Genomic DNA, 13361 nt, shown 5'->3' on the forward strand with positions numbered 1-13361 from the left:
GCCTCCGCGAGTCCGTCCATTACCGCGATTGTGGATGCAGCCCCTCACCCGATCGCTTCGCGATCGACCTCTCCCCACCTCTCCCCGCAAGCGGGGCGAGGTGATCAACCCCGCTTCACCGTCCGGACAAAACCCCAGGCGGCGATCGCGGCCATGAGCAGCGAGATCAGCACGTTGTAGCCGGCGAGCGAGAGGCCGAGGAAGCGCCACTGCACCTCGTCGCAGCGCACGACCTTGACGGTGTCGAGCCGCGACAACAGATCGCCGGCGCTGCCGAGATTAATGACGGGACCGGAGCAGTCGGTCGGCCCCTTCCAAAACCCCCATTCGACGCCGGAGTGATAGGTGCCGAGCCCGGCATTGGCGAGCGTCGCCAGCGCGAGGAGCGCAAGGCCGGCGAGCAGCAGCGGCCGCGGCGCGCCGCTTCTCGCCGCAAGCGCGGTGAGCGCGCCGAGCGGGATCGCCAGATAATAGGCGTAGCGCTGCTCCAGGCAGAGCGGACAGGGCAGGATCTCCAGCACGAGCTGGAAGAACCAGGCGCCCGCAATCGTCACTGCGGCGATCAGCGTGACCGCGAGCGAGGCGGTCAGCGCGGGGCCGGCGCCGGCCGGCCCGAACGCGGGTATTGCAGCACTCTGGGTCGTCACGGCAGCCTCGTTCGGATGGGGCGTCGCCCTAAGCCTCTAGCCCCGGCCCATCCGGCTGTCGAGAACGGCCGACATCACTTTGGCGCGGGTTGACCCCGCTTTGTCCATGGCTATAGTCCGCCGGCTTCGCGACGCCCGCTTTTGGGGGGCCGACCGAGGGCCCCTGTGGCGGAACTGGTAGACGCGCTCGACTCAAAATCGAGTTCCGCAAGGAGTGCTGGTTCGATTCCGGCCAGGGGCACCAAGCTTCGCTCGCTTCGCGAGCTACGCTTGGCACGGCCAGCCTCCGCTCTCGCGTAGCGAAGCGACGAGGCTTGCCCTGCGAAGCCTCTTGGCGAAGCAGGGCTGACATGGCCCCCTGCCCTAGCAATCGTCACATCTCCACTGTATAAGCCGGTAGCTTCTTCACTTAACCGAAGAGGCTCATATGAACGACCTGCACGCGTGGCTTTCCGAACAGCACCACGGTTTGCGGACCTTCCAGATCTTTCAGCAAAAGCTCGAGACGCTCGGCCGCGACGACCCCGGACAGCGCGGCCTGTGCCGCCTGCTGAGCAGCATGGTCGGCAGCTATGTCGAGACCTTCGACGAGGCCCCGCTGCCGGTCGAGGTCGCCGACGGCGCCTATCACCGCCTGCTGACGCTGGTCGCAAGCCTCGATCTCCACGCCGACGCCGACCGGCGGCTCGCCGACATCAACCGCGTGGCAACCTGCGAGCTCTGGCAGTGACGCCGCGAAGCGGCAGCGAGCGTCACCGGACCCGCGTGTAAGTCGTGGTCATCGTGTAGTTTTTGCGCGGACCCGACACCACGTGACGAACGACGAAGCGACCGTCGGCCAAGAAGGTGTAAGTCGACAGATAATTGTCGAGATTACAAAGATGGCGCGCGCTTCCGCTCAGCTCTCCTCCCGAAGGGGCAGACAGTGAAATCGCGTGAAACAGCCGCGGCGGATCCTCCTTGAAGAAGACCTCGAATCCGCTGTCGCTGTTGCTGAAGATGTAATCGCGCTCCGCCTGCAACTCGGTGCCGTTCAACAGCTTCAGATTTCCCTGTTCTCGATAGGCCAGCCGCCGCTCGTCCAAGGGCGCGAGGATCGCGACGCCCTGCATGGTCGCTTGACCTTCGATGACACGGTCGAACGACCAGGGGCCGATCAGTCTCCTCGTCACCTCCGCGGCGTCACCCCAGCCATCGATCATGGTTTCGTTCATATCCTTGGACCACCCCATTCAGCAACCGGTGCGGCCTCGGAGAGCCCGCGGCAGGGAGTTCGACTTCGCCGAGCCGATGCCTATATCCTACGGAGAACGGGTGTCGATGCAGCGAGCAATTTGATGACCAGGAGGCGCACGACAGAGCCGGACGCCGACGACCTCCCCCGCTATTTCGTCTGGGTCCGGGGCCTCGAAGGCCCCGAACCGCAGAAATGGACGGCGATGGATTTCGGCGTCGGTGACTGGAAGCGGCCGCTTGTGCTGGCCTATCTGGAGTTGCCGGAAGGCGAGCGGCATCTGCCATTGTCGGCGCTGGCGCGGCGATATCCGCCGCCGCGGGTGGATGTTTCGTAGGGTAGGCTCGCTCTCACTTGCCCCGCGCCGCGGTCGGCGTCAGGCCGAACCGCCGGCGAAAGCAGCGGTTGAAATATGAGAGGTCGTTGAAGCCGCAGGCAAAGGCGATGTCGCTGATACGGGTCTCGTCACGGGCGAGCAGGTCGGCAGCCTTGCGCAGGCGCAGCTCGGTGAGGCGGGTGGTGAAGCTGGCGCCGGCCTCGAACAGCAGCTCGTTGACGTAGCGTTCGGACAGGCCGGCGGCGGCCGCGAGTTTCTGCGCCGAAAAATCCGGCTCGTGGAAGCGTGCTTGCAGGATCGAGAGCACGGCCTTGAGCCGCACGGCGCGCAGGCCTCGGCGGCGCGCGGCGGCGGCGACATCGCTGCGGGCCCCTAAGCCAATTGCAGCCAGATCGAGCAGATGGCCGGCGATCGCCATGCCGGCCTCGTCGGCGGCAGCGGGTTGGCGCAGCAGAAGATCGCTGTAGTCCATCGCCAGCGACAACGCCCCGCCGGGCTCGAGTTCGCGGCCGACGAGATCGTCGACGCCGGGCACCATTGCCCGCAGCGTGTCGACCGGGAGATGCACGTTGGTGAAGCGCTTGTGGCTCGCGCCGTCGGCGGCGAAGAACGGCTCGTCCAGCTTCAACAGCACCATCGATCCCGGCTGCATGGTGAATTCGCGGCCACGATGGACCACCTGCGAAGAGCGATCGCCGGTATTGCGCGCGAGGCAAAAGCGGTCGTCACCGGTCTCGAGCACCTGGCGCTTTTCCCGCCGCACCGTGACGAAGCTGCCGTCGCAGCGGCCGAGCATGGTCGTGCCGACGTGGATCGAATTCATCGCTGCGCGGAACGGCACGTCGGAGGCCGGGTCGAGCTCGCCGGTGTTGGAGAAATGCTCGAACAGTTCGGCGAAACGGATGAAGCGCTGCCGGTCGGACAGATCCTGCGGCAGCATGTCGGTCGAGAGCGCTTTCCTGATGACGGACATCGAAAGAACTTCCGGAAAAGACTTTTGGGAAAAAGGTCGTGCAGGAAACCGGCGGCAGCCTGTCAGGCCGAAAATGAACGCCCGCTGAAGATCGGCGACCGCAAGCTATCAGCACGCCAACGTGAATCAAGCTGCGCCGGTCAGTCCAAGCCGCCGCACTTCCGGCGCCGGACAGTCCAAGACGGTCCACGCGGCCCAGCCATATTCAGGCGGCGGATGCGGGGCGCGGCTAGCGGTCGGTGTCCGGGCAACCGGGCGGCCCGAGCCTGACGCCCGCTGGAGGAGACAACGACATGGGAAGCTCTCTACCCCGCAGCCTCGTGCTCGGTGGCGTCATCGCGGCCAGCCTTTCGATCGGTTACGCGCTCGGCGCGCAGCCGCACATGGACGAGGCCATCGCGATCCTGCAATCGGCCCGCGCCGAGCTCGGCAAGGCCGAGCCGAACAAGGGCGGCCATCGCGAGAAGGCGATCGGCCTGATCGACCAGGCGATCGCCGAAGTGCGCGCCGGCATCGCGTTCGCGGCCGGGCATTGAAGCAACGGCATCAGGGAGCACACAACATGATGCGAACCGTCTTTAGCGCGGCCCTCGCGTTTGCCGCGATCACAGGCGTTGCCCAGGCGATGCCGCTCGCCTTGCCCGGCGCAAACATCAATGGCGATGTCATCGCGGTTGCCGGCGGCTGCGGCCCCGGCTGGCACCGCGGCCCATATGGCGGCTGCCTCAGGAACTACGCCAACCCCGCCGCGCATGCCTGCCCGCGCGGCTACCATGTCGGCCCCTATGGCGGCTGCCGCGGCAACGGCAGGTAACTGCCGGCCCAGACGGCCGTTTCGCAATAGCGGCCGCCTCGCAATAGGACTTAAAGCCCGGGCTTGCCCGGGTTTTCTTTTGCCAACTGTGGCGGAGTTCATAGACGGCCGGGGCAAGACGGCCCAATCGTTGTTGCTACCTCAGCGGGATTATGGGTGAGATACATCCATTATCATTTCACGATGAAATCACGGATTGAATTTAGAGGATGCCGCCTGAGCGGGGCTTAAAGCATCCCCCAGAATTTTTGGAGGAGTCCATGACGCACCAGGACGGGGCGCCGCAGGGCGGTCCTGCAAGGCCGGACCATACGCACGATGATCCAAGGGCCGCGGCGAATGCACCCGACGCACGGGCGCCGCGCAAGCTGGTGCTGTTCGCCGACGGCACGGGCAACGCGTTCACCAGCCAGGAATCCAGCGTCTGGCGTCTCTACGAGGCGCTCGACCATACCCAGCCCGACCAGATCGCCCACTACATCAAGGGCGTCGGCACCGCCGGCTGGGCGCCGCTCGCCGCGCTCGACGGCGCCACCGGCATCGGCGTGCCCGGCAACGTCCGCAAGCTCTACCGCTTCCTGTGCTGGAACTGGCGTCCCGGCGACGAGATCTACATCTTCGGCTTCAGCCGCGGCGCCTTCACCGCGCGCACGCTGGCGTCCATGATCGCAAGCCAGGGCCTGGTGCCGGCGGCGATCGGCGACACGCCGGTGTCGCATGGGGAAATGGAGCGCAACGTCATGGCCGCGTGGCGGGAATACCGCCGCCACACCGTGCCGTTGAAGAAGAGCCTGCCGACGATCTGGATCGCACGCTTCATCCGCGATGTCCTGCTCTATCTCTATCACTTGATTTGCAGGCACCGTTCCTACGCCGATGTCCGCGCGGCCATGAAGGGCCGCGAGGACATCGACATCGAATTCCTCGGGTTGTTCGATACGGTGGAGGCCTTCGGCGTCCCGATCGAGGAGCTGCGCGTCGCGATCGACTGGGCGATCTGGCCGATCTCGTTCCGCAATCACCGGCCCTCGCAAAAGGTCAAACACATCCGTCATGCGCTCGCGCTGGACGACGAGCGCACCACCTTCCATCCGCTGCGGATCGACCAGAGCCACCTGGCGCCCGACCAGACTGTCAAGGAGGTGTGGTTCGCCGGCGTCCATTCCGACATCGGCGGCGGCTATCCGGAGTCCACGCTGTCCTTCGTGCCGCTGGCCTGGATGGCCGATGAGCTCGGCGACAGGCTGCGCTTCCAGGACGGCGAGATCGAGCACTTCAAGGACTATCAATCAGCCATCGGACCGATGCACGATTCACGCGGCGGCGCCGCCGTGCTGTACCGCTACGGGCCGCGCCCGGTCCTCGCGGGCATCGTGAACGGCGGGTTGCCGGTCGTGCATTTCGCGGTCATCGAGCGCATGCTGTTCGGCTGCGACGATTACGCCCCGATCATGCTTCCGGCCGACTGCCTCGTGCTGCTGCCGGACGGAACGAAGCTGGCGCTGCGGCCGGATGGAGAGGACAAGGACCTCGCCGAGCAGCAGACGCGCGAGGTCATGAAAGCCGCCTATCTGGCAAAGGCCACGGGCCCGCGGCGCGAGAAGGAGGCCAGGGCATTCACCGCGATGAGCACGCCCGACGCCGCCATGTCGAGCCTCACGCGCGACACCGTGTGGTGGCGGCGCGTCGCCTATTTCTCGCTGCTGTTCATGGTCGGCGTGATCGCCGCCTGGCCGTGGATCGCGCACGCGCTGGTGCAGTGGTCCGAGGACCGTGCCCTGGAGGGCACCGGCACGCTGTCGGTCATCACCAACATCGACTGGGTGCTGGGCGCCGTGGTGGCGCCGCTCACCAATCTGCTGAGGGACGTATCGCCATCCTACGCGGCGCCCTGGCTCAACATCGCGACCTACTATCCGTTCCTGACCTCGATCGTCGCGATCATCACGCTGTGGGTCTGGAACAAGAACTCGCAGCTGCGCGACACCATCCAGGAACGCGCACGTCTCGCCTGGCATACGCCGCGCCGCAGGGCGAGCCAGAGCCACATCAGTGAGCCGGGCGTGTTGATGAGGTTCGGCCACTGGATGCGGATCAATGCCGGGCCCGCGCGCCTGGTCATCGCCAAAGGGCTGGTGCCGGCCATCTTCCTGCTCACGATCTTCGGCTCGGCGGCGCTCATTGCGTCGAGCAGCCTGTTCACCGGACGCCTCGCGCTTGGAAAGGTCTGCTCACCTCCCGCAATCAAGGATTCCGCCACGCTTCGGACCGGAACGCCAGTGCTCGATGAACCGATCGACGCAAGCGGACAGTTCGACACCCGGGATTTCTGCTGGTGGAGCGGGCTCGCCGTCGAGAAGGGCCGCAAATACCGCGTCTTCGTCGAGATCAAGGAGCCCTGGTTCGACCGCACCATCATGAGCGGCGTGAACGGATTCCAGACCTACCAGCCGCATCATTACTTGGCCCTGCCGGAGCGCCGCCTGTTCGGTGCGGACTGGTTCCAGCCCGTCGTTCGCGTCGGCAGCAAGGGCATCAACGACCTGCCGCTCAAGGCCGTCAACATGATGCCCGCCGACGAATTGCCGCGCCGGATGAGGCCGACCCTGCCTGCGGAGGACGATATCAGCAGAAGCAAGGACAGGTATCCGGTTCGGCTCGACGACACTGACGAGTTCAAGGGCAAGCTCGACAAGCTCGGCAACTTCCAGCCGATCCCGCAGGCCATGCTCGACGAGGCCCAACAGGTCTGGAAGAAGCAGGCGCTGGCCGGCCGCATCGTCGCGGAATTCGTGGCGCCCGACTCGGGCGAGTTGTTCTTCTACGTCAACGATGCCGTTCAGATATTCCCGCGGCTGCTCCCGGAATCGATGATCCCGTCCTGGCTCGACATCATCCAGGGGCCGCACGATCTGTACTACAGGAACAACAGCGGCACGGCGGCGATCAGGATCCAGCGCCTGCCGGCGCCGCCGATGCCGGCGGACAAGCCGACACCGCTGGCCAGCAAATAGCGGCAAGGCCGGCCGCGGCCGTGCTTCGCACGGTCGAGCGACACTCGCCCTCGGCCCGCTCCCAACGGAGTGGCAGAAGCCGCGCCCCCATGATTATGGGTGTCGCGGCGGCCGCGCTGCGGCTAAACTTGCTTGCGCCGCGGGGGACACGCGGTGCGGGACGATGATCATGACCGAACAGGGCGAGACGGGTGAGACCATCACCATCCTCCTCGTCGAGGACGACGCCCCGACCTGCTGGCGGCTCCAGGACGCGCTGGTCAAGGCCGGCTACGAGGTGCGCACGGCGGGCACGCTCGGCGAGGCCCGCAGCGCTCTTGGTGACGGCGCGCCGCGCGTGCTCCTGACCGATCTGCGGCTGCCCGACGGCCATGGCGTCGAACTGATCAGCGAGACCCGACGGCGCTTTCCCGACACCGAGATCATGGTGATCTCCGCGCTCGGGGACGAAGAGAGCGTGATCTCCGCGATCACCGTCGGCGCGACCGGCTATCTGCTCAAGGACGCCTTCCCGACCGACATCGCCACGACCGTGCGCGATCTGGTCGCCGGGCATTCGCCGATCTCGGCCTCGATCGCGCGCTTCATCGTGCGCAGAACGCAAGGTACCGCGCAAGTCACGGCCGAGCCGGCGCCCGGGCTCGTGCTCAACACCGCAAAACTCACCCCGCGCGAGATCGACATCCTCTGGGGCATCGCCAAGGGCTTCAGCTACGCCGAGATCGCGAGCCATCTCGGCCTGTCCAGGCAGACCGTGCCCGGCCACATCAAGAACATCTATCGCAAGCTCGAGGTGCACACCCGCGGCGAGGCGGTGTTCGAGGCGGTGCAGCAGGGCCTGATCAAGCTGTGAGCCAGGCCGTGAGCCATGTCGCGGCGAAGGCACCCACGCGCGCGCGGCGGCGGCTTCTCTCGCGCCTCGTGCCTTATCTGCTGCTCCAGGCGCTGATCGTGATCGCCACCATCCTCGGGCTGCGGCTGCTGCAGCCGAGCGATCCCGACGACTTTGCCGTGAGCGAATTTCTGTTGCGGGAGGACGGCGCGACGCGGCCGGTGACGCTGCCGCATTTCACGTCGTCGCGCTATTCGCTGGCCGACCCGCCGCTCTATTCGGGCACGTTCGTCTTCAAGCCGGATGCGGCAAACACGGCCTGGTCGGTGTTCCTGCCACGCTTCAGCAATGGCGTGGAGGTCGCGGTCAACGGCGTCGCGATCCTGGACTCCCGGCGCGATCCCACCGCCAACCGGCCCGACCGCAACACGCCGGAGATCACGGTGATCCCCTCGTCGCTGCTGCGCGACGGCAGCAACGACATCACCGTCCGGCTGCTGGTGTGGGGTCCGCTGCGCGGCTTCCTCGACACCGTCTATGTCGGGCCTGACGCGAGCCTGCGGGGAGCCTACGAGACGCGCACTCTGCTGTTCGTGACGCTGCCCGTGGTGTTCTCGGCCTGGCAGTCGCTGCTGGCGGTGATCCTCGCCATCATGTGGCTGATGCGGCGGCACGAGCCGGTCTATGGCGTGCTGGCGGCGGGAATGCTGGTCGGCGCGATGCAGGCCTTCGCGCCGGCGCCGCTGCCGCCCGCGCCCTATCCGCGGCTGGCCGCCATCCTGCTGGCGTCCGCGCCGATCGAGAGCGCGCTGGTGGTGACGTTCGCGGTGCTGTTCTTCGGCTGGCGCTGGCCGCGCTACGGGCTGCTGTTGTTCGTGCCGGGGCTCGTCATCCTGCTGGTCGGGCTCTTTGCAAGCCAGCCGATCCCGCGCATCACCTTCCTGTTCCTCGGGGTGCCGACCGTGGGCGTGTGCCTGATGCTGCTGGTCGTCATCCTGACGTGGGCGGTGATCAGGCGGCAGGACGCGGCGAGCTTTACCTTCGGCTGCGCCGTGACCATCGTGCTGACCTGCTGGTTTCACGACATGCTCTCGGCGTTCGAGTTCGTGTCGGACGATCGCACCTTCGTCACGCGGCTGTCCTATTCCGCGATGCTGGTGGCGATCGGCGCCGGACTGACCTGGCGCTTCGCCCGCGCGCTCAACGAGGTCGACAGTTTTGCCGGCCAGCTCGTCGCACGCGTGCGCGAGGCCGAGGAGCGGCTGAAGGCGAGCTTTGCCCGCGAGGAGGAACGCGCGCGGGCCGCGGCGCTCGCCAACGAGCGCACGCGGCTGATGCGCGACCTGCATGACGGCCTCGGCGGCCAGCTCGTCAGCATCGTCGCGCTGTCCGAGCGCGGACACGAGGGCGCGACCATCACGAATGCGGCGCGCGCCGCGCTGAAGGATCTCCGCCTCGTCATCGACTCCATGGACGACATCGGCGGCGACCTCATGCTGGCGCTCGGCTCCTGGCGCGAGCGCGCGGCGGCGCTATTGCGGCCGCACGACATCGCCCTCGACTGGCGCGTGGCGACGCCGCAAGGCCTGCCGTTGCATCCCGAGTTGCGGCCATGGCACGTCATCCAGATCGTGCGCATCCTCGACGAAGCCGTGACCAATGCGGCGAAGCACGCTGGCGCCCGCCACATCACGGTCACCATCGAGACGCTCGACGATGGCCAAGGGAACGGGCATGGGGACGGCCAAAGGAACGGCCAAGGGAACGGCCATGGGCCGTATGGCGTGATCAGCGTCGCGGACGACGGCCGTGGTTTTGCGCTGGCCGGCAACGGCGAAGCCGTGAGCGCGGGACAGACGGCGCGCGGCTTGCGCAACATGAAAAGCCGCGCCGCGCGCTGCGGAGCGACGCTCGATCTGAGCTCGGACATGTCGGGCACGCGTGTGCGGCTGCAATTGCCGCAGCGCTTTCCCGACAGCGACGCGGCCGCGGGCTGAAAAGCCCCCTCCCCGAACGTGTGGGGCGCACGGAGAGAGGGGTCGGGCCGGGATTTTGGCCTGCGGAGGACGGGGGGGGGGTCGCTCGCAAGGCATCCCTTCGCCCAAGCTCTTCCCTTCTTCTCCCTCTGCCCGCATCCGCCTTCGCCAAAGCTTCGGCGGACAAGAGCGGGGCGAGGTGAAGAGGGAGCAGGCTCAGCGCACGCCGACGCGATTGACCGGGCCGCCGCGATTCATCGGCGTGCCGGCGCGAACGCCAACGCCGGGCGCGCCGACGCCGGGGGTCACCACCGCCGCCGCGGCGACCGGCGCCGCCACCACCGCTGCGGTCGGCCGCACCACGCAGCCCTTGGGCACGCCGACCGTCTTGCAATAGACCACCGCATGCGCGGGGCTTGCGCCCAGCGACACCATGGCCGCGCCGGACAGCGCTGCAACCGCCAGCCCGACGCTCAACGCTCCTGCCTTTCGCAACATCTAGCTCTCCTGCTTCCCGTTCGGCTTCGCGATGCAACCATCGGTTCTCGCGGCCGACGTGCAGCCTCAATGGCAAAAGACGGCGCGTGGATACATGCCATGAAGATGGGGGTGCGGCCGGCGTCGCCGGACCCGACACCGCGCCCCGACGCCATGAACATGGCATGGACCGGCCGCCGGCCCGTGCGCGAAGTTCGCCGCCGCTTGATCTCAAGCCGGACAACGACGTTTCCCAACAGAGGTGATTTATGAAGATTTCGGTTCTTGCCGCGCTGCTGCTCGCCACGGCCATCCTGCCCGCGTCGGCGCAATCCGGCCCCACGCTCCAGGAGCAGATGGCCTGCCGCAGCGACGCCAGCAAATTCTGCGCCGAACATGTCGGCAAGCCGCCGCAGATGAACGCATGCCTGCGCGACAACAAGGCGAAGCTGTCGGACGCCTGCCGCAAGGTCGTGGAGTCGCACGGGGGGTGAGACGACCGTCATTCCGGGGCGCGCCCCCGAACTCGGGTATACCGAGTTCGACCTTCTTGAGATGTCCAAGTCGGCAACAGCCGACTTGGACGCGCGAGCCCGGAATCCATCTCGCCACATCTCTGCGGATAAATAGATTCCGGGCCTGCGTGCTGCGCACGAATCCCGGAATGACGAGAGCTGGTCCAAAGCACAAATCTTGCAGGCACTCTGCGTCACGACGCTGTGACTGCTGGAGTGCTCTGCAATGTACGACACGATCATCGTGGGGGCCGGCTCGGCCGGCTGTGTGCTGGCCAACCGGCTGTCGGCCGATCCGGGCCGCAAGGTGCTGGTGCTGGAGGCCGGCCGGGCTGCGCCGCTGGCCTCGGACATTCCGTCGGACTGGCCGACGATGTTCAACACGGCGGTCGACTGGGGCTATTACACCGAACCGCAGGCCGGCTGCCGCGGACGGCGGATCTTCTGGCCGCGCGGCAAGATGGTCGGCGGCTCCGGCGCGATGAACGCGATGATCTATATCCGCGGCCTGCCCTCCGACTACGACGGATGGGAGCAGGCGGGCTGCGCGGGATGGGCCTGGCGCGACGTGCTGCCAAAGTTCATCGGCTTCGAGAGCAACGCGCGCTTCACCGACGATCCCTTCCACGGCACGCGCGGCCCGCTGCATGTGGCCGACGTTCCCCATGTCGATCCGAACGAGCTGAAATGGCTGGAGGCAGCGCAGGCGGCGGGGCTGCCGCACAATCCCGACTTCAACGGCGCCACCCAGGAAGGCGCGGGCTTCTTCCAGTTCGTCATCAAGGACGGCGAGCGCTTCGGCACCGGCAAGGCTTATTTGCGTCCGGTGCTGACGCGCCCCAATCTCGCGCTGAAGACCGGCGTGCGCGTGACCCGCATCATCGTCGAACGCGGCCGCGCGATCGGCGTCGAATATCTCGAGAACGGGCAGCCGAAGAGCGCCTTTGCCACCAGCGAGGTGGTGCTCGCGTCCGGCGCCATCGGCTCGGCGCAGCAGCTTCTGCTCTCTGGCATAGGCCCGGCCGACGAATTGAAGGCGGCGGGCGTCGGCGTCGTGCACGACCTGCCCGGCGTCGGCAAGGATCTCCAGGATCACATCAACATCCCCATCACGTTCTACACCAGGGAGAAGATCGGCGTCGGCGCCTGGACGGAGCAGAGCCTGGCCGCGAGCCTCGGGGAATGGCAGGCGAGCCGCAGCGGCCCGCGCACCTCGCCCTGGGTCGCGGCCGGCGCGCATGTGAGAAGCCGTCCCGACGTCGAGCCCGATCTTCAGCTCTACGGCGCGATCAGCCCGCACCGCGACTATGTCCGCTTCCTGTCATCGAAACCCGGCATCACGCTGCACGCGACGCTGCAACGGCCGAACAGCCGCGGCCGGATCACGCTGCGCTCGGCCGATCCGATCGAACACCCCGCGATCGATCCCGGCTATTTCGTCTCGGATGCCGGCGGCGCTGACATCGCCACGATGATCGAGGGCGTGCGCATCAACCGCCGCATCGCCGCGCAATCGCCGCTGAAGGAGATGATCGAAGGCGAAATCACGCCGAGCGCGGAAGCGATCAGCGATGCCGAGATCGCCGACTATATCAGGGGCCATTGCACCACGCTCTATCACGCCGCCTCGACCTGCCGGATGGGCATGGACGATCTGGCCGTCGTCGATCCGCAACGGTTGCAGGTGCGCGGCATCGACGGCCTGCATGTCGCCGACGCCTCGGTGATCCCGATCATGATCTCCGGCAACATCCAGACGCCGACGATCCTGATCGCCGAATGTGCCGCGGCGGCGATCCTGGGCTGAAGGCTAGTCGTCGAACGGCCTCATCTGCGGGAATCCGCCGCGCCGACGGCCCGCGACATCGCGCGTATCGGAATCCTGGCGCACGTTGCGTGCGACATCATCCCAGTCAGTGCGATCACGCATGCCGCGCGGTTCGTGGGAGTCGTAGTGGCGGCGCGCGACCCAGCGCTCGTGGCGCTCGATCCGGCGCCGCTCGGACGCGGCGCGCTTCAGGTCGGAATCCCTCGCCTTGGCATAGGCGCTGTCGGGTGCGGATGACGGCTCTGTCGATGCCTGCTGCTCGGCAGGCCTGGCGATTGGCGCGGGCGATGCGGGTGCCGGCTCGACCGCGACGGCTTGCGAAGGCTGCGGCGCCGGCGGTTCGGCATTTGCCTGAGTGGTCTGCGTATCGGGCTTTGCTTCGTCCTGCGCCTGCGCGGGCGCGGCGATCATCGCGCCGAAGGCTTGCGAGCCGGTGACATATTGGATGCGTTCCAACGGCGCGTTCGTGGTCGTCGCGGCCACGGGCTCGGCGCGCCGTTCCATCTTGCTGCCGTCCGGCCCCTGCTTGGGCGCGGTCGGATGCATGATGTTGCCGGCGACGATGCCGCCACCGAGACCAACGGCGATGGCGGCGACGATCGAGCCGGCACCGACGAAATAAGCTGTCGAGACGCGCATTGGCCCACTCCCTGTCTGAAGCGGGCAACGCGTGAGGATTACCGGAGGTTCCCGATATCGGCGGTTCCCTGAAGC

The 13361-nt window shown here is 67.1% G+C and carries 14 protein-coding genes and 1 tRNA gene; 10 read left to right on the forward strand and 5 right to left on the reverse strand.

Annotated features, from left to right (window positions below; translation table 11 throughout):
• Window positions 1–104: 104 nt before the first annotated feature.
• A complete protein-coding gene (locus ACXJMY_RS33265; protein WP_456623581.1) occupies window positions 105–647 on the reverse strand; it encodes a disulfide bond formation protein B in 543 nt (180 codons plus the stop codon).
• Between the two features lie 159 nt (window positions 648–806).
• Here ACXJMY_RS33265 and ACXJMY_RS33270 point away from each other — a divergent pair.
• Together ACXJMY_RS33270 and ACXJMY_RS33275 are read left to right on the forward strand one after the other, a co-directional pair.
• Window positions 807–891 (forward strand) — tRNA-Leu (locus ACXJMY_RS33270).
• Between the two features lie 183 nt (window positions 892–1074).
• Window positions 1075–1377, forward strand: coding sequence for a hypothetical protein (locus ACXJMY_RS33275; protein ID WP_456623582.1), 303 nt, complete (start codon window positions 1075–1077; stop codon window positions 1375–1377).
• 22 nt (window positions 1378–1399) lie between these two features.
• On the opposite strand, the gene ACXJMY_RS33280 is transcribed toward ACXJMY_RS33275, so the two are convergent.
• Entirely contained in the window at window positions 1400–1861 is a 462-nt protein-coding gene (locus ACXJMY_RS33280; protein ID WP_456623583.1) for a DUF6314 family protein, read from the reverse strand.
• A gap of 123 nt (window positions 1862–1984) precedes the next feature.
• On the opposite strand from ACXJMY_RS33280, the gene ACXJMY_RS33285 reads away from it, so the two are divergent.
• Window positions 1985–2218 (forward strand): hypothetical protein, encoded by a 234-nt coding sequence (locus tag ACXJMY_RS33285; RefSeq protein WP_456623584.1) that lies wholly within the window; start codon window positions 1985–1987, stop codon window positions 2216–2218.
• 13 nt (window positions 2219–2231) lie between these two features.
• Here ACXJMY_RS33285 and ACXJMY_RS33290 read toward each other — a convergent pair whose 3' ends face one another.
• Window positions 2232–3191, reverse strand: coding sequence for an AraC family transcriptional regulator (locus ACXJMY_RS33290; RefSeq protein WP_456623585.1), 960 nt, complete (start codon window positions 3189–3191; stop codon window positions 2232–2234).
• A gap of 293 nt (window positions 3192–3484) precedes the next feature.
• Here ACXJMY_RS33290 and ACXJMY_RS33295 point away from each other — a divergent pair, with 293 nt between their 5' ends.
• The 5 genes from ACXJMY_RS33295 to ACXJMY_RS33315 all read left to right on the forward strand — a co-directional run bounded on the left by ACXJMY_RS33295 (window position 3485) and on the right by ACXJMY_RS33315 (window position 9848).
• Window positions 3485–3727, forward strand: coding sequence for a hypothetical protein (locus tag ACXJMY_RS33295; RefSeq protein WP_456623586.1), 243 nt, complete (start codon window positions 3485–3487; stop codon window positions 3725–3727).
• 26 nt (window positions 3728–3753) lie between these two features.
• Entirely contained in the window at window positions 3754–4005 is a 252-nt protein-coding gene (locus tag ACXJMY_RS33300; protein WP_456623587.1) for a GCG_CRPN prefix-to-repeats domain-containing protein, read from the forward strand.
• A gap of 260 nt (window positions 4006–4265) precedes the next feature.
• Window positions 4266–7019, forward strand: coding sequence for a DUF2235 domain-containing protein (locus tag ACXJMY_RS33305; protein ID WP_456623588.1), 2754 nt, complete (start codon window positions 4266–4268; stop codon window positions 7017–7019).
• A gap of 169 nt (window positions 7020–7188) precedes the next feature.
• Window positions 7189–7872 (forward strand): response regulator, encoded by a 684-nt coding sequence (locus ACXJMY_RS33310; protein WP_456623589.1) that lies wholly within the window; start codon window positions 7189–7191, stop codon window positions 7870–7872.
• A gap of 8 nt (window positions 7873–7880) precedes the next feature.
• Window positions 7881–9848: a sensor histidine kinase gene (locus ACXJMY_RS33315; RefSeq protein ID WP_456623617.1), complete on the forward strand. Its 1968-nt coding sequence runs from the start codon at window positions 7881–7883 to the stop codon at window positions 9846–9848.
• A 195-nt stretch (window positions 9849–10043) separates the two neighbouring features.
• Here the strand turns inward: ACXJMY_RS33315 and ACXJMY_RS33320 are convergent, their stop codons facing one another.
• The gene (locus ACXJMY_RS33320) at window positions 10044–10325 is read right to left on the reverse strand and encodes a hypothetical protein (protein WP_456623590.1); all 282 of its coding nucleotides are present in this window, start codon (window positions 10323–10325) and stop codon (window positions 10044–10046) included.
• A gap of 248 nt (window positions 10326–10573) precedes the next feature.
• Between ACXJMY_RS33320 and ACXJMY_RS33325 the strand changes: the two genes are divergently transcribed.
• Both ACXJMY_RS33325 and ACXJMY_RS33330 read left to right on the forward strand, forming a co-directional pair.
• Entirely contained in the window at window positions 10574–10798 is a 225-nt protein-coding gene (locus ACXJMY_RS33325) for a cysteine rich repeat-containing protein (RefSeq protein ID WP_456623591.1), read from the forward strand.
• A 247-nt stretch (window positions 10799–11045) separates the two neighbouring features.
• On the forward strand, window positions 11046–12626 hold the full coding sequence (locus tag ACXJMY_RS33330) for a GMC family oxidoreductase (protein ID WP_456623592.1): 1581 nt from the start codon (window positions 11046–11048) through the stop codon (window positions 12624–12626).
• Between the two features lie 3 nt (window positions 12627–12629).
• On the opposite strand, the gene ACXJMY_RS33335 is transcribed toward ACXJMY_RS33330, so the two are convergent.
• Window positions 12630–13286 (reverse strand): hypothetical protein, encoded by a 657-nt coding sequence (locus ACXJMY_RS33335; RefSeq protein ID WP_456623593.1) that lies wholly within the window; start codon window positions 13284–13286, stop codon window positions 12630–12632.
• Window positions 13287–13361: the final 75 nt, after the last annotated feature.

Source organism: Bradyrhizobium sp. P5_C12 (assembly GCF_054049735.1).